Origin of the sequence: Pantoea sp. NSTU24 (assembly GCF_050157905.1) — a bacterium.
Lineage (GTDB): Bacteria > Pseudomonadota > Gammaproteobacteria > Enterobacterales > Enterobacteriaceae > Pantoea.
On the sequence record NZ_JBKIWZ010000001.1, the window covers coordinates 2,345,334 to 2,360,658 of the forward strand.

A 15,325-nucleotide genomic window follows, 5' to 3' on the forward strand; every position below is an offset into this window, starting at 1 on the left:
AGGGGTCCACAGAGTGATCAATGATCAGAGTGTAGACCGCCCTCTTCAACTCAATCGGGTTATCATCGCCCGATTCAGCCAGCTTATTGCGGTTGACAAGCGCGGGCGATAGACGCGATGTCGTTGGGAGAAGTGCGGCAGCAGCCGCCAATCAGCCTGGCGCCCGCCTGCTGCCACTCATCCAGTTTGTCATGCAGCGTGCAGCCCGACGGCGCAGAGTGCCAGGTTTTGCTGCCCGCATCATACTGTTCGCCGGAGTTGGGATAGACCACCAGCGGCTTGTCGGTGAGTGAGCGCAGCTGCTGCAGCGCGGGCGTCACGCTCTCCAGCGCCACGCAGTTTATACCCAGCGCCACCACCTGCGGCTGCTGATTCAGCCAGCTCACCACCTCGGTCAGCGGCGTGCCGTCGCTGATGTGTCCGGCATCGCGCAGCGTGAACGAGAACCAGGCCTGGCCCTCAGGGTACTCTGTCAGCAGCTTCACCAGCGCCTTCGCTTCGGCAAACGATGGCAGGGTTTCGCAGGCCAGCAGATCGGCACCGGCTGCCAGCAGCGCCTGCACGCGCGGACGGTGAAACGCCATCATCTCCGCTTCCGGCAGCGCATAGTCGCCGCGATATTCCGATCCATCCGCCAGGAACGCACCGTAGGGGCCGACCGAGCCCGCCACCAGCAGCGTTTTCGCGTCGGGCCGCACCGCCAGATAGTCCTGACGGGCGCGTCGGGCCAGCTCGACACTCTGTGCAATCAGCGCCAGTGACTGCGCCTCATCCAGACCGCGTGCGGCGAATCCCTGCGGCGTCGCCTGATAGCTGGCGGTGATGGCACAGCGCGCACCGGCAACAAAATAGTCATAGTGAACCTGATAAATTAGTTCAGGATTTTCCATCAGCACTTTGGCTGACCAGAGTGCATCAGCCAGATGACAGCCGCGGGCCTCCAGTTCGGTGGCCAGGGCGCCATCCAGAATCAGCAGCGGTGACTCCGTTAAAGCCTGCGCGACAGGGTTATGCGACATCGTTAGCCTCCTCAGGCCGGGTGGATGCTTTGTGGGTCAGATGGTAAGCGGCATAGCAGAACAGAACAAACGGAATACCGCACCACAGCGCGATGCGCTGAGTCGGGTCGAACGCCAGTCCCACACAGGCCAGCAGGCAGAGCAGAAAGCCCAGTACCGGCACCAGCGGATAGAACGGCGCACGATAGGTCAGCTCGGCCAGCGATTTGCCCTGCTTAAGATGACGGCGACGGAAGACATAATGGGAGGCGCAGATGCTGAGCCAGACGGCGACTACGGCAAAGCCTGAGATGGCCGACAGCGCGACAAATACGGTATCCGGTGCCACCACGCTGGAAATCAGCGCCAGCAGGCCGCCTGCCATGCTGACCGTGATCGCCAGTAGTGGCACGCCGCGTTTGTTTACTCGCGCAAAGGCGCGCGGCAGCGTATTTTCATTCGCCAGTGACCAGAGCATCCGCCCGGAGGCGTACAGGCCGGAGTTGGCCGCCGAAAGAATCGCGGTCAGAATCACAAAGTTAATGATATCCGCGGCATAGGGGATGCCAATCTTTTCAAATACCAGCACAAACGGGCTTTTTACGATGCCGGCCTGATCCATCGGGATCAGCGCCGCCAGCACAAAGACGGTGCCGATGAAAAAGATAATCAGCCGGACGACGGTTGTACGGATCGCCAGCGGCAGCACTTTCTCCGGCTGCTGCGTTTCACCCGCCGCGATGCCGATCAGCTCGGTGCCAGAGAAGGCGAAGTTCACGGCCACCATCGTCATCAGAATCGGCAGGACGCCGTGCGGCAGCCAGCCGTGCGCGGTAAGGTTGCTGAGGCCCGGTGCGGGGGTGCCATCTTTCATCGGGATGAAGCCGAACATCGCCGCGCCACCGAGCAGGATGAACGCGACAATGGTCACCACCTTAATCAGCGAGAACCAGAACTCCCCTTCGGCGAAAAAGCGGGTTGAGATAACGTTCAGCAGGTAGATGGCACAGCAGAAGACCAGACACCAGGTCCAGACCGGGATCTGCGGGAACCAGTACTGCATACAGAAACCGGCCGCCGTCAGGCTGGATCCGAGCGCCACGGTCCATGTCAGCCAGTAGAGCCAGGCCACGGTGTAGCCGGTGGCCGGGCTGAGATAGCGTGCGGCGTAAACATGGAAGGCACCCGTTTCCGGCATTGCTACCGAGAGTTCGCCCAGGCAGACCATCACCAGCCAGACCACCAGCGCACCAATCAGATAGGCGAGCAGGGTCCCCGCCGCGCCCGTGGTTGAGATGATATAGCCGGTATTAAAAAACAGGCCGGTGCCGATGACACCACCCAGCGATAACATCACCAGATGGCGCACTTTCATGGTGCGTTTAAATTTTTCCTGCGAGGGAGTTGGCTGTTCGCTCATCACTTTTATCCGTATGGACGTCTAAACATCTATAGTGGACAATTTTATACGCGTCACAGCCAGGAATTGCAACGGCAGGCAAACAGAGAGGCAATACAGAAGGTGCAGTGCCCCGTCGCGGCGGGGCCTGATGCACTAGCCGAAAACGCTCTGAATGTAGCGTTCCAGCGCCATGCGGGAACTGAATCCATGCGGGATGCCATAATGTTCCTGTGAATCACCCGCCAGGTAGAGAGGGAATTGGGTATAGTGATCGCAGGTCTTCATTTCTGAAGCAGGTTCAGCGAATGGCTGACTTTTCTCTTTCAGCGTCGGGTGAATCACTAAGGCCATGCGACCCATACGCGCTTCACGATTGACATAGACATAGTTCTCTCCACGGCGATAGCCATAGGCCCGTGGGGTAATTTCGTCGACTTCGAAACCCGCTTTTTCCAGTACGCGCGCTACCTCATCTGGTCGTAAATACATGCTCGATCCTCTCCTCTTTCAAAAGCTTCGCAACCTTACATCAGCATGACAGAGTGGGCATTCGGAATTTTCCCTAAAGAACCCCTCCCGCGTCTCGTTTATCTCAGGGTCGTCTACACTAGTATTACGTTTTTAATGCAAAGGGAGCTAAAAAATGTTCAATCGCACTGTAAAAAACGATGACATTGATATCAATCAGGACGTAAATGAGCTGGCTGATTCACTGGAAGCCCTGCTGAAATCTTATGGCAGTGATGCAAAAGATGAAGTGGATTCCGCTCGCAGTCAGGCAGAGGCATTGCTGAAGCAGACCCGCTCCAGACTTAATGGTGGCAGCAACCGTGTGTCACAGGCCGCGCGCGACGCCGGTGCTCAGGTCGACACCTATGTACACGATAAGCCATGGCATGGTGTAGGTATCGGCGCGACCGTCGGTATTGTTATCGGTATCCTGCTGGCCTCACGCCGCTAAGCGCAAAAAATCACCCCCAGGCCCTGCACAATGTGCGGGGCTTTTTTTTTGCTTTTTTCAGCGACCGGGCAGCAGAAAAAAATTTTCTGGCCCCTGATCCGCCTATCCGCTGGCTTTGCGCCGTTTACGCAAACGCAAATCGCAAAACCCTATATATGGTAGGCTTGACCAATATAAACGCTACATCTAGTATTTACCTCATCAGCACACACTTTCGTTTCTGCCGGTATGAAGCTCACGACCTGTACCTGAGCCTCCCGATCCGGAACCGAAACCGCCCAGAAAGGTAAATACGAATCATGCGTATTATTATTTACACCAAAGATCACTGTGTCCAGTGCACGGCAACAAAAAATGCCCTGGATCGTCAGGGCCTGACCTATCAACTCATCAACCTCGACAGCCAGCCTGAAGCGGCCGACACCCTGAAATCCCTCGGTTACCGCCAGGTGCCGGTGGTGATGGCTGGCAGCGATCACTGGAGCGGTTTCCGTCCGGACAAAATCGCCACTCTGCGTCCACTTTCTGCCGTTGGGGGATAAGCGTATGTTCCCGCTGGTCTATTTTTCCAGCCAGTCGGAAAACACCCACCGGTTTATCACGCGCCTGGGCCTGCCCGCCCGCCGCATCCCGATCGATGCCGGGCAACAGCTGCATGTCGACCAGCCCTATATCCTGGTGGTACCCAGCTACGGCGGCGGCGCCCGGCGCGGTGCGGTGCCCGGCCAGGTGATTCAGTTTCTGAATGATGAAGCGAACCGACGTGGCATCCGTGGGGTGATTGCGGCGGGTAACCGGAACTTCGGTGCCGGCTACGGCCTGGCCGGCAGCATCATTGCCACTAAATGTCAGGTGCCCTGCCTCTATCGCTTTGAGCTGATGGGCACCCCTGACGACATTGCGAAAGTTAAAGCGGGAGTAACCCAATTTTGGCAACAACAGAGATTTTCAACGACGTGACGCCTGACTATCACGCTCTTAACGCCATGCTCAATCTTTACGACGCCGAGGGACGCATCCAGTTCGACAGGGATCGCGACGCGGTGCGTCAGTTTTATCTGCAGCATGTGCAGCCCAATACCGTATCGTTCGCCAGCTGCGCCGAACGGTTACGCTATCTGGTGCAGGAGAACTACTACGAGGCAGCGGTGCTGAATCAGTACGATCCTGACTTCCTGATCGCCCTGCATGCGTTCGCAGAGAACTGGGGGTTTGAATTTAAAACGTTCCTCGGTGCCTGGAAGTACTACACCAGCTATACCCTGAAAACCTTTGATGGCAAACGCTATCTGGAAAACTTTGAGCAGCGCGCCTGCATGGTGGCGCTGACGCTGGCCCGGGGTGATGAATCGCTGGCCCGGACGCTGCTGGAGGAGATCCTCAGCGGCCGTTTCCAGCCCGCTACGCCTACCTTTCTCAACTGCGGTAAACAGCAGCGCGGTGAGCTGGTTTCCTGCTTCCTGCTGCGCATTGAAGATAATATGGAGTCGATTGGCCGCGCCGTAAATTCGGCGCTTCAGCTCTCAAAACGGGGCGGCGGCGTCGCCTTTCTGCTGTCGAACCTGCGCGAGTCCGGTGCACCGATCAAGCGTATCGAAAATCAGTCGTCGGGTGTGATTCCGGTGATGAAAATGCTGGAGGATGCGTTCTCCTATGCCAATCAGCTGGGCGCCCGTCAGGGAGCTGGCGCAGTCTGGCTCAATGTGCATCATCCCGATATCCTCCGCTTCCTGGACACCAAACGCGAAAACGCCGACGAGAAGATCCGTATTAAGACGCTGTCGCTGGGTGTGGTGATCCCCGACATCACCTTCCAGCTGGCGAAAGAGAACAAACCCATGGCGCTCTTCTCGCCCTATGACGTGGAGCGGGTCACCGGCAAGGCCTTTGGCGATATCAGCATCAGCGAACAGTATGAGGCGATGCTGGCCGACGATCGCATCCGCAAAACGTGGATCCAGCCACGCGACCTCTTCCAGACGCTGGCTGAAATTCAGTTTGAGTCGGGCTATCCCTATATCCTGTTCGAGGACAGCGTGAACCGCAGTAACCCGATTGCCGGTCGTATCAATATGAGCAACCTCTGCTCAGAGATCCTGCAGGTGAACAGCGCCAGCGAGTACCATGAGGATCTTAGCTATCGCCGGGTTGGCAAAGATATCTCCTGTAATCTCGGCTCTCTGAATATTGCGCACGCCATGGACTCCGGCGATCTGGCCCACACCGTGGATGTGGCGGTACGGGCGCTGACGGCGGTGTCGATGATGAGCGAGATCAGATCGGTGCCTTCGGTCGCCGAAGGTAATCGCCGCTCGCACGCCATTGGCCTGGGGCAGATGAACCTGCACGGCTATCTGGCGCGTGAAGGAATCGCCTACGGTTCACCAGAGGCGCTGGATTTCACTAATCTCTACTTCTGCTGCATTACCTTCCATGCGCTCTTTACGTCGAACCAGCTGGCGCAGGAGCATCAGCAGACCTTCGACGGTTTTGCGGCCTCGGACTACGCCAGCGGCGTCTTCTTCGATAAATATCTGCAGCGCGAATGGCTGCCACGCACCACACGCGTAGCGAAGCTGTTTGCCGACGCGGGCGTAACGCTGCCCACCCAGGCGGACTGGCAGAGGCTGCGTGAGGCGGTGATGCAGCACGGGCTGTTTAATCAGAACCTGCAGGCGATCCCGCCTACCGGCTCGATCTCCTACATTAATCACGCCACCTCCAGCATCCATCCGATTGTCTCCCCGATCGAGATCCGTAAAGAGGGCAAGACCGGTCGCGTCTACTATCCTGCGCCGTTTATGACCAATGACAATCTCCATCTCTATCAGGATGCCTATCAGATTGGGCCGGAGGCGATTATTGATACTTATGCAGAAGCGACGCAGCACGTCGATCAGGGGCTGTCGCTGACGCTGTTTTTCCGCGATGACGTCACGACGCGCGACATCAACAAAGCGCAGATCTACGCATGGAAAAAAGGCATCAAAACGCTCTATTACATTCGCCTGCGTCAGATGGCGCTTCAGGGTACGGAGGTTCAGGGCTGCGTCTCCTGCTCCCTGTGATAAATATGACGAAACTTAAACAGATACAGGCCATTAACTGGAACCGCCTGCAGGACGAAAAAGATCTTGAGGTGTGGAACCGTCTGACCAGCAACTTCTGGCTGCCGGAGAAAGTGCCGCTCTCCAACGACCTGCCCGGCTGGCAGGCGCTGGATAAACAGCAGCAGCAGCTGACCATCCGGGTTTTTACCGGGCTGACGCTGCTCGACACCATCCAGAATGTGATCGGTGCGCCCGGTTTAATGGAAGACGCAATTACCCCGCATGAGGAGGCCGTGCTCTCTAATATCAGCTTCATGGAAGCCGTACACGCCCGCTCCTACAGTTCGATCTTCTCCACCCTGTGCAACACTCAGGATGTGGATGCTGCTTATCAGTGGAGCGAAGAGAATGTGCCGCTGCAGAATAAGGCGCACATCATTCTGACGCAGTACCGGGCCGACGACCCGCTGAAGAAGAAGATCGCCAGCGTTTTCCTGGAGTCTTTCCTGTTCTATTCCGGCTTCTGGCTGCCGATGTACTGGTCGAGCCGGGGCAGGCTGACCAACACTGCCGATTTGATTCGCCTGATCATCCGCGACGAGGCGGTGCATGGCTATTACATCGGCTACAAATATCAGCGGGCGCTGGCGGAGACTGACGATGGCCGCCGTGAGGAGCTGCAGCAGTTTGCTTATGACCTGCTGCTGGCGCTCTATGAGAATGAGGTGGCTTACACCGAGGCGCTCTATGGCGAGGTCGGCTGGGTGGAGGAGGTGAAAACCTTCCTGCATTACAACGCCAACAAGGCGCTGATGAATCTGGGTTATGAGGCGCTGTTCCCGGCGGAGCTGACAGCGGTCAATCCGGCGATTCTGTCGGCGCTGTCGCCTAACGCCGATGAGAACCACGACTTCTTCTCTGGTTCAGGCTCTTCCTATGTGATGGGCAAAGCCGTCGAAACGGAAGATGAGGACTGGAATTTCTGATAGCGGACAGATCAGCCGGATTGTCAGGCTGATCGGCAACAGCATGTAAGAGGCAGGCACAGGGAGCGGATGTCTCAGGCGAAGAGGTGAAAGAGGCGATCCCCGACGGGTTCAGCGCGGGTGAGGGGCCCCCATGCCTGAGATACGCCTGCACCCGGTCCGGCGCTTTGTGTTTTTTCAAAAATGTGCCTGCCCTGTTTGTCCATCGCCCGCAATGCATTGCTTCAGGCGTGTGCGCTTATCGCTTTAACGATCTGCGTTGTCGGTGAGACGCTGAGCCCTGTGTGGTCACAACCTTCTCAGAGCACATCTCCTCCGCCGCAGGTTGCGCCTCTTGTTATGACTGGTATGGCCTGTCAATAAACACACGTCTGAAATAGTTTTTTAGGTTATTATTAACCTCAAATGATTATTAGCGACCGATGCGGTTTATGAACAGGACTCACCAGGGGCTGACGCCTGCCTTAGTGATGCTGATGTCGGTAGCGACCGGCCTCTGCGTCGCCAGTAACTACTACGTTCAGCCACTGCTGAATACCATTGCCCAACAGTTTGATCTCTCAGTGAGCCTCGCCGGTTTTATTGTTACCACGGCGCAGCTCGGTTACGCCTGCGGCCTGCTGCTGCTGGTGCCGCTGGGTGATCGATTTGAACGCCGCAGTCTGATTGTGACGATGATCCTGCTGGCCGCAGCCGGAATGGTCATCATTGCCCTTTCGCACACTTTCGCCTTGCTGTTACTGGGAACGGTGATGACCGGCCTGTTTTCGGTTGCCGCCCAGGTGCTGGTGCCGCTGGCCGCGACGCTGGCTGAGCCCGCGCAGCGCGGCAGGATCGTTGGAACGGTCATGAGCGGTCTGCTGCTCGGGATCCTGCTGGCACGCACGGCCGCTGGCGCTCTGGCCCAGCTTGGCGGCTGGCGAACCGTCTACTGGACCGCCAGCCTGCTGATGCTCATGATGGCTCTGGCCCTGTGGCGTTCGCTGCCTCTCGTCAGGCAGTCTGTTCCTCTGCGCTACCCGCAACTGCTGTCCTCCATTCTTCGCCTGTATGCAGGCAACAGGGTGATCCGCACCCGAGCCTGGACAGGCTGCCTCTCCTTTGCCAATTTCAGCCTGCTGTGGACGTCGATGGCGTTTCTGCTCTCTGGTGCGCCCTACCACTTCAGCGAAGGTCAGATTGGTCTTCTGGGGCTGGTCGGTGCGGCTGGCGCACTGGCGGCTCGTCAGGCCGGTTCGCTGGCGGATAAAGGCAAAGCGAAGCTGACAACCCGGCTGGGCCTGCTGATTATGCTTGTTTCCTGGGCCGCGATTGCATGGGGAGCAGAGCAGCTTATACCACTGATCATCGGTGTCCTGCTGTTGGATCTGGCGGTGCAGGCCGTGCATATCACCAATCAGAGTGTGATTTATGCGCAGATGCCGGAAGCGCGCAATCGCCTGAATGCGGGGTACATGACCAGCTACTTTATGGGTGGAGCGGCAGGTTCATTACTTTCCGCCACCGCTTACCACCTGGCGGGCTGGTATGGGGTCTGTGGCGCGGGCGTAGTGCTGACGCTGATCAATATGCTGATCTGGGCAAGCGGATCGTGCTATGAGCCGGAAAAAATCACCTGAACCCTGTCCGGAGAGCGTATTGCATCTGGTCACAAATGGTTAGGTTTGTTATGGTTAGTAGCAAACCTATTCACTTCAGTTATTTTTCCTCGCGATATTATTAAATTTGCCCCCTTTTTGATAGCGTCCCGGCCCTGTGGTTGTCGCCGGGCGGACGGGTTTTTGACCCAGGGCCAGGGAGTGGTCTGAAATGCCTTAAGGGGTGTAGCGTGCGTCCGACAACGCTCACCTGCCAAAAAGTGACTACGCTTAACCTGTCACCACAGTTATTATACAAGTTGCAATTAGTGAGGTTTTTTTTAATGGAAAGTTCGTTTACTCCCATTGAGCAGATGCTAAACATCCGTGCCAATCGTCATAAGGATTTTCCGTTACAGGAAATTATTCTGACGCGTCTCTGTATGCATATGCAGGGTAAACTGCTGGACAACCGTAACAAGATGCTGAAAGCACAGGGGATCAACGAAACCCTGTTCATGGCGTTAATTACACTGGATGCGCAGGAGAACCACAGCATTCAGCCTTCTGAACTCAGTTCTGCGCTGGGCTCTTCACGCACCAATGCCACGCGCATTGCTGATGAGCTGGAGAAGCGCGGCTGGATTGAACGTCGCGAGAGCGACCACGACCGTCGCTGCCTGCATCTGCATCTGACCGACAAAGGCATGGAGTTCCTGCGTCAGCTGCTGCCCCCTCAGCATCAGAGCCTGCAGTATCTCTGGTCTTCGCTGTCCGGTGATGAGAAGTCTCAGCTGGAAGGGATCACCCGTAAGCTGCTTAACCGTCTCGATAAAATGGATGAAGATCAACTGATCGCCTCGCTGTCCCGCTAATAGCAATAAGTGCGACACAATCACCTGTCGGAATCGTTATTTTAATTTCCTTTTTTATCTGGCCAGCGCTCCGGCGCTGGCTTTTTCGACTCGGGCGCTGGCGGACAGGGATGACTGCCCCCCGACTAAATGGAAAATGTGGAGAAATTCATGAGTGCATCGGCAGAAGCACAACGCCCGCAACCGTCAGCTAACAAAAAGAAAAAGCGCAAAAGTGTGCTGATTGTGCTGGCGCTGGTCATCGTTCTGGCGGGTATTGCCTGGGGCGCATACTGGTTCCTGGTCCTGCGTCATTTTCAGGAAACGGATGACGCCTACGTGGCAGGTAATCAGGTGCAGGTGATGGCACAGGTCTCCGGCAGCGTGAATAAAGTCTGGTTTGAAGACACCGATTTTGTCAAAAAAGGCGATGTGCTGGTTTCCCTGGATAAGACCGATGCGGAGCAGGCGTTTGAAAAAGCGCAGACGGCCCTCGCCACCAGCGTCCGTCAGACACATCAGCTGATGATCAACGGAAGACAGTATCAGGCCAGCATCACGCTGCAGCAGACCGCGCTGGCGCAGGCGCAGGCCGACCTGAAACGCCGTGAGCCACTGGGTGCGGCTAATCTGATTGGTCGTGAAGAGTTGCAGCACGCCCGCGATGCCGTCGCGACCGCCAAAGCGCAGCTCGACGTGGCGATTCAGCAATATAATGCGAATCAGGCGATGATCCTTAACACCTCGCTGGAAAATCAGCCCGCCGTACAGCAGAGCGCAGCCGAGTTGCGCGACGCCTGGCTGGCGCTGCAGCGTACCGAGATTCGCAGCCCGATGGATGGCTTTGTCTCCCGTCGCAGCGTTCAGGTCGGCTCGCAGATTTCCACCAGTACTCCGCTAATGGCCGTTGTACCCGCTACCAACCTGTGGGTGGATGCTAATTTTAAAGAAACCCAGCTGGCTGGCGTACGCATCGGTCAGTCCGCCACCGTGGTGGCCGATATTTACGGTGACGATGTGGTCTACCATGGCAAAGTCGTGGGTCTGGATATGGGTACCGGCAGCGCCTTTTCTCTGCTGCCTGCACAGAATGCCACCGGTAACTGGATCAAAGTGGTTCAGCGCCTGCCGGTGCGTATCGAACTGAATCAGGAGGATATCGCCAGACATCCCCTGCGCATCGGTCTCTCCACGCTGGTTAAAATCGACACCACCAGCCAGGAGGGCAGTACGCTGGCCACCAGCGTCCGTCAGCAGGCCGCTTACAGCAGCAACGCCCTGGCGATTGACCTCGCGCCGGTCAATCAGCTGATCACCGATATCGTCCGTGCCAACGCCGGATGATGACGCGGAGGCTGTAATGGCAAAAAAACCGCTTGAAGGAATGCCGCTGGTCCTGATGACCATAGCGCTGTCGCTGGCGACGTTCATGCAGGTTCTGGACTCGACCATCGCCAACGTGGCCATTCCAACCATCGCCGGTAATCTGGGTGCCTCTAACTCACAGGGCACCTGGGTGATCACCTCGTTTGGCGTCGCTAACGCGATTTCCATCCCGATCACCGGCTGGCTGGCAAAGCGCGTGGGTGAAGTGAAGCTGTTCACCTGGGCCACCATTCTGTTTGCTGTCGCCTCCTGGGCGTGCGGCATGTCAGAGAGCCTGGAGATGCTGATTTTCTTCCGCGTGCTGCAGGGGATCGTGGCAGGCCCGCTGATTCCGCTGTCACAGAGTCTGCTGCTCAGCAATTATCCGCCTGCGAAGCGCAGCATCGCGCTGTCGCTCTGGGCAATGACGGTGATCGTCGCGCCGATCTGCGGCCCGATTCTGGGCGGCTGGATCAGCGATAACTATCACTGGGGTTGGATCTTCTTTATCAACGTGCCGATTGGTGCGGTGGTCGTGCTGCTGACGCTGCAGACCCTGCGCGGTCGCGAAACTAAAACCGAGATCCGCCCGATTGATATGGTCGGTCTGGTCCTGCTGGTGGTGGGGATTGGTTGCCTGCAGGTGATGCTGGATCGCGGTAAAGAGCTCGACTGGTTCAGCTCCACGGAGATCATCGTGCTGGCGGTGGTGGCCGTCATTGCGCTGGCGGTGCTGCTGGTCTGGGAACTGACGGACGATAATCCGATCGTCGATCTCTCACTGTTTAAATCGCGCAACTTCACTATCGGCTGCCTGTCGATCAGCCTGGCCTATATGCTCTACTTCGGCTCGATCGTTCTGCTGCCGCAACTGCTTCAGGAGGTCTATGGCTATACGGCCACATGGGCCGGGCTGGCCTCGGCACCGGTCGGGATTATTCCGGTGATCCTGTCGCCGATTATTGGTCGTTTCGCCCATAAACTCGATATGCGGCGGCTGGTGACCTTTAGCTTCATTATGTATGCGGTCTGCTTCTACTGGCGCGCCTATACCTTTGAACCGGGCATGGATTTTGGCGCCTCGGCGTGGCCGCAGTTTATCCAGGGCTTTGCCGTGGCCTGCTTCTTTATGCCGCTGACCACCATTACGCTCTCCGGGCTGCCACCGGAGCGACTGGCCGCCGCATCCAGCCTGTCTAACTTTGTGCGTACGCTGGCCGGTTCGATAGGCACCTCGATCACCACCACCATGTGGACCAATCGTGAATCGATGCATCACAGCTATCTGGCGGAGTCGATAACCCCTTACAACGTCAATTCGCAGCAGATGTACAGCCAGCTGGAAGGCATGGGGATGACGCAGCAGCAGGCCTCTGCCTGGATCGCGCAGCAGATTACCAATCAGGGACTGATTATTTCAGCGAATGAAATTTTCTGGGCATCGGCTGGCGTCTTCCTGATCCTGCTGGTGCTGATCTGGTTTGCCCGCCCGCCGTTTAGTGCAGGCGGTGGCGGCGGTGGCGCGCACTGACGCTGAATGAAATGAAAAACGGGCCTTTCGGCCCGTTTTTTTATGCGTTCTGACGCCACCATTCGGCGAGCAGCACACCGGTTGCCACCGACACGTTGAGGCTTTCCACGTTGCCGGTTCCGCCAATCGACAGGCTCATGTCACCCTGCTGGAAAGCGGTATCGGAGAGACCTTCGCGCTCCTGCCCTAAAACCAGCACCATTTTCTCCGGCAGCGATGCCTGCGCCAGCGGCGTGCCCTGATGGCTGGAGGTGGTCACGATGGTATAACCCGCTTTACGGAACGCTTCCAGACCGTCGCTGAAGGTTGTGCCACTGATGGCCTGCACATGCTCAGCACCGCCTTCTGCGGTACGCACGGCCGCACCGGACTCCAGCAGTGAGGCGTCGTTGACCAGCAGGCCTTTAACGCCGAAGTGCGCGCAGCTGCGCATAATCGCGCCGAGGTTATGCGGGTTACTGACATCTTCCAGCGCCAGCACGCAATCTTTGGTATTCGCCTGCTGCAGCCATTCCGCTACGGCCATGCCCATGCGCTTTTTGATCAGGAAGCAGACGCCACCGTGATGCTCGGTGCCTGAGGCTTTGGTGATCTCGGCATCTTCAACCACGTGATAGGCTTTGCGGTTGGCCGCCAGCCAGCGCAGCGTTTCGCGGAAACGGGGCGTTACTTCCTGTATAAACCAGGCACGAACAATCGCTTCCGGACGGCTCTGGAACAGCGCGTGACAGGCGTTCTCACCGTAGACGCGGGTCTCTTCGTTACGCTGACGACGGATCTGCTCCGGATCGACAAAGCTCTTGCCGCTGATGCCGCCATGATCCGGCTTATCCGTGTCAGCCGCAGCCGACCTGTCCGCAGAGGGCGCGCGGGAGACAGTGCGCCACGGTGAATCGCTGTTGCCGTAGGCACCGCGGCTCTCATCGCCCCGATCGTTGCGACGCGGAGCGCCACGTCCGCCTTCAGGGCGACGCGAAGAGCTGCTGCGGCCGGCATCATCGCTGCGACGACCCGCAGAGGCAGAGCGGCTCCCTTCCTGGCTGCGTTCAGTGCGGGAGCCAGACGAACGACGGTTATCATCCGGACGGGCAGCAGAGTGACCACCTTTGCCTGTACGAGGATTCGACGCACGCGCGCTTTTATCGTCCTCGCCACGCACGTACATCACCTTAACTTTACCGCTCTTACCTTTAAATTCGTCGTTCATATCTTCCTCCTGCATTGAGAGCGCGCAGATTACCTGATGTGCTGGCGCTTAGCTATCAACTATTGAACCTATAGAGCAATACAGATTGAGCGAAAATACGCCCCCTTTCATAATGGCCGACTATTACCAGACTGACATTTTTCAACATCAGAGGTTCCTATGAATACGGTATGCGCTTCCTGTCAGGCAACCAATCGCGTTCCTGACGATCGCCTTGCCGACGTGGCGAAATGTGGTCGCTGTGGAAATGCCCTGTTTGATGGCGAAGTGGTAAATGCCACCAGCGCCAACTTTGACAAATATCTGCAGGACGATCTGCCCGTGGTAATCGACTTCTGGGCGCCCTGGTGCGGGCCGTGCGTTAACTTCGCGCCCGTGTTTAAGGATGTCGCCAGCGAGCGCAGCGGCAAAGTCCGCTTTATCAAAGTGAACACAGAGGCGGAACCGGCCCTGAGCGCCCGTTTCAATATCCGCAGTATCCCGACTATCATGCTGTTTAAAAATGGCCAGCGGGTCGACATGCTGAATGGGGCAATGCCCAAAGCGCCTTTCAACGAATGGCTGGATGAATCGCTCTGATCCTCGGAGGCCAGCCTGTCTGGCCTTTTCCTTTTCCGCTGTGCTTCGATTACACTGACGTTTTTCCTGCCCTGAATGCTCATGTCTGATAATGCTGTTCTGCGCTTGCGCACCCAACGTCTGGCCCGTTCGACCCGCCCTTTCCTTGCGCGCGGGAATCGGGTCGTTCGCTGTCAGGGCTGTCTGCTGCCTGAAGCTCACTGTCTCTGCAGCCAGATTGTCCCACAGTCCGCCCGCAGCCGTTTCTGTCTGGTTATGTTCGATACCGAGCCGATGAAACCGAGTAACACCGGTCGTCTGATTGCCGATATTCTGCCAGACACTCAAGCGTTTGGCTGGTCACGCACTGAACCGGACCCGCTGCTGCTGGCAGCGGTGCGTCATCCCGACTATCAGCCGGTGGTGGTCTTCCCGGCCGCCTATGCCGATCCCGGCCGCGAGGTACTGACAGTGCCTCCTGCTGGCGACAAGCCGCCTCTGTTTATTATGCTCGATGGCACCTGGACCGAAGCACGCAAAATGTTTCGCAAGAGCCCGTGGCTGGATGCCTTTCCGGTGATGTCGCTGGCGGTCAGCGCACCTTCACGCTACACGCTGCGCGAAGCACACGGTGAAGGCCAGCACTGTACTGCTGAGGTGGCCGCGGCGCTGCTGGCGCAGGCGGGCGATGCGCGGGCGGCAGAAGCGCTCTCTCACCATTTCGATCGGTTCCGCGCGGCCTACCTGGCGGGTAAACCGCATCACGCCGGTCAGGCTTAACTGCCCTCGTTATCTCTGGCGGACGGCTGCCCGTCCGCCGCGATAACCAGATCGCA

At 57.6% G+C, this 15,325-nt stretch carries 15 protein-coding genes; 11 read left to right on the plus strand and 4 right to left on the minus strand.

All coding sequences use genetic code 11. The annotated features are described in order from the left end of the window. Positions 1-83: 83 nt before the first annotated feature. From mmuM to ACLHDD_RS11140, 3 genes are all read right to left on the minus strand, one after another. The gene (gene mmuM / locus ACLHDD_RS11130) at positions 84-1,019 is read right to left on the minus strand and encodes a homocysteine S-methyltransferase (RefSeq protein WP_427104164.1); all 936 of its coding nucleotides are present in this window, start codon (positions 1,017-1,019) and stop codon (positions 84-86) included. After that, a complete protein-coding gene (gene mmuP / locus ACLHDD_RS11135) occupies positions 1,009-2,418 on the minus strand; it encodes an S-methylmethionine permease (RefSeq protein WP_427104165.1) in 1,410 nt (469 codons plus the stop codon). Before mmuP ends, mmuM begins: the two co-directional genes overlap by 11 nt. A 135-nt stretch (positions 2,419-2,553) precedes the next feature. Then, the gene (locus tag ACLHDD_RS11140) at positions 2,554-2,889 is read right to left on the minus strand and encodes a DUF2002 family protein (protein ID WP_003850360.1); all 336 of its coding nucleotides are present in this window, start codon (positions 2,887-2,889) and stop codon (positions 2,554-2,556) included. A 154-nt stretch (positions 2,890-3,043) separates the two neighbouring features. Between ACLHDD_RS11140 and ACLHDD_RS11145 the strand changes: the two genes are divergently transcribed. The 9 genes from ACLHDD_RS11145 to emrB all read left to right on the plus strand — a co-directional run bounded on the left by ACLHDD_RS11145 (position 3,044) and on the right by emrB (position 12,724). Next, positions 3,044-3,361, plus strand: a complete 318-nt coding sequence (locus tag ACLHDD_RS11145; RefSeq protein WP_313655365.1) for a DUF883 family protein — start codon at positions 3,044-3,046, stop codon at positions 3,359-3,361. 299 nt (positions 3,362-3,660) lie between these two features. After that, positions 3,661-3,903 carry a glutaredoxin-like protein NrdH gene (gene nrdH, locus ACLHDD_RS11150; RefSeq protein ID WP_427104166.1) on the plus strand — a complete coding sequence of 81 codons (243 nt, stop codon included), beginning with the start codon at positions 3,661-3,663 and terminating at the stop codon, positions 3,901-3,903. A gap of 4 nt (positions 3,904-3,907) precedes the next feature. Continuing rightward, complete coding sequence (gene nrdI / locus ACLHDD_RS11155; RefSeq protein WP_427104167.1) at positions 3,908-4,321, plus strand: class Ib ribonucleoside-diphosphate reductase assembly flavoprotein NrdI; 414 nt, start codon at positions 3,908-3,910, stop codon at positions 4,319-4,321. Next, the gene (nrdE, locus tag ACLHDD_RS11160) at positions 4,291-6,429 is read left to right on the plus strand and encodes a class 1b ribonucleoside-diphosphate reductase subunit alpha (RefSeq protein ID WP_427104168.1); all 2,139 of its coding nucleotides are present in this window, start codon (positions 4,291-4,293) and stop codon (positions 6,427-6,429) included. Before nrdI ends, nrdE begins: the two co-directional genes overlap by 31 nt. A gap of 5 nt (positions 6,430-6,434) precedes the next feature. Continuing rightward, positions 6,435-7,397, plus strand: coding sequence for a class 1b ribonucleoside-diphosphate reductase subunit beta (gene nrdF, locus ACLHDD_RS11165; RefSeq protein WP_427104169.1), 963 nt, complete (start codon positions 6,435-6,437; stop codon positions 7,395-7,397). A gap of 431 nt (positions 7,398-7,828) precedes the next feature. Next, positions 7,829-9,016, plus strand: coding sequence for an MFS transporter (locus ACLHDD_RS11170; protein ID WP_427104170.1), 1,188 nt, complete (start codon positions 7,829-7,831; stop codon positions 9,014-9,016). 302 nt (positions 9,017-9,318) lie between these two features. After that, entirely contained in the window at positions 9,319-9,849 is a 531-nt protein-coding gene (gene mprA, locus ACLHDD_RS11175) for a transcriptional repressor MprA (RefSeq protein WP_111139914.1), read from the plus strand. A 150-nt stretch (positions 9,850-9,999) separates the two neighbouring features. After that, the gene (gene emrA / locus ACLHDD_RS11180; RefSeq protein WP_427104171.1) at positions 10,000-11,172 is read left to right on the plus strand and encodes a multidrug efflux MFS transporter periplasmic adaptor subunit EmrA; all 1,173 of its coding nucleotides are present in this window, start codon (positions 10,000-10,002) and stop codon (positions 11,170-11,172) included. 16 nt (positions 11,173-11,188) lie between these two features. After that, positions 11,189-12,724 (plus strand): multidrug efflux MFS transporter permease subunit EmrB, encoded by a 1,536-nt coding sequence (emrB, locus tag ACLHDD_RS11185; RefSeq protein WP_427104172.1) that lies wholly within the window; start codon positions 11,189-11,191, stop codon positions 12,722-12,724. A gap of 40 nt (positions 12,725-12,764) precedes the next feature. Here emrB and ACLHDD_RS11190 read toward each other — a convergent pair whose 3' ends face one another. Then, on the minus strand, positions 12,765-13,931 hold the full coding sequence (locus tag ACLHDD_RS11190) for a tRNA/rRNA methyltransferase (RefSeq protein WP_427104173.1): 1,167 nt from the start codon (positions 13,929-13,931) through the stop codon (positions 12,765-12,767). 159 nt (positions 13,932-14,090) lie between these two features. On the opposite strand from ACLHDD_RS11190, the gene trxC reads away from it, so the two are divergent. Together trxC and ACLHDD_RS11200 are read left to right on the plus strand one after the other, a co-directional pair. Beyond that, the gene (gene trxC, locus ACLHDD_RS11195; RefSeq protein WP_111139911.1) at positions 14,091-14,510 is read left to right on the plus strand and encodes a thioredoxin TrxC; all 420 of its coding nucleotides are present in this window, start codon (positions 14,091-14,093) and stop codon (positions 14,508-14,510) included. Between the two features lie 81 nt (positions 14,511-14,591). Continuing rightward, the gene (locus ACLHDD_RS11200; protein ID WP_427104174.1) at positions 14,592-15,269 is read left to right on the plus strand and encodes a tRNA-uridine aminocarboxypropyltransferase; all 678 of its coding nucleotides are present in this window, start codon (positions 14,592-14,594) and stop codon (positions 15,267-15,269) included. Positions 15,270-15,325: the final 56 nt, after the last annotated feature.

Bases quoted from the DNA above. Each gene is read 5' to 3' on its own strand.
- ACLHDD_RS11140 (WP_003850360.1), bottom strand. From the start codon at position 2,889: ATGTATTTACGACCAGATGAGGTAGCGCGCGTACTGGAAAAAGCGGGT.
- ACLHDD_RS11200 (WP_427104174.1), top strand. From the start codon at position 14,592: ATGTCTGATAATGCTGTTCTGCGCTTGCGCACCCAACGTCTGGCCCGT.
- mmuP (WP_427104165.1), bottom strand. From the start codon at position 2,418: ATGAGCGAACAGCCAACTCCCTCGCAGGAAAAATTTAAACGCACCATG.
- nrdH (WP_427104166.1), top strand. From the start codon at position 3,661: ATGCGTATTATTATTTACACCAAAGATCACTGTGTCCAGTGCACGGCA.
- nrdI (WP_427104167.1), top strand. From the start codon at position 3,908: ATGTTCCCGCTGGTCTATTTTTCCAGCCAGTCGGAAAACACCCACCGG.
- emrB (WP_427104172.1), top strand. From the start codon at position 11,189: ATGGCAAAAAAACCGCTTGAAGGAATGCCGCTGGTCCTGATGACCATA.
- ACLHDD_RS11145 (WP_313655365.1), top strand. From the start codon at position 3,044: ATGTTCAATCGCACTGTAAAAAACGATGACATTGATATCAATCAGGAC.
- ACLHDD_RS11190 (WP_427104173.1), bottom strand. From the start codon at position 13,931: ATGAACGACGAATTTAAAGGTAAGAGCGGTAAAGTTAAGGTGATGTAC.
- ACLHDD_RS11170 (WP_427104170.1), top strand. From the start codon at position 7,829: ATGAACAGGACTCACCAGGGGCTGACGCCTGCCTTAGTGATGCTGATG.
- mprA (WP_111139914.1), top strand. From the start codon at position 9,319: ATGGAAAGTTCGTTTACTCCCATTGAGCAGATGCTAAACATCCGTGCC.
- mmuM (WP_427104164.1), bottom strand. From the start codon at position 1,019: ATGTCGCATAACCCTGTCGCGCAGGCTTTAACGGAGTCACCGCTGCTG.
- nrdF (WP_427104169.1), top strand. From the start codon at position 6,435: ATGACGAAACTTAAACAGATACAGGCCATTAACTGGAACCGCCTGCAG.
- trxC (WP_111139911.1), top strand. From the start codon at position 14,091: ATGAATACGGTATGCGCTTCCTGTCAGGCAACCAATCGCGTTCCTGAC.
- emrA (WP_427104171.1), top strand. From the start codon at position 10,000: ATGAGTGCATCGGCAGAAGCACAACGCCCGCAACCGTCAGCTAACAAA.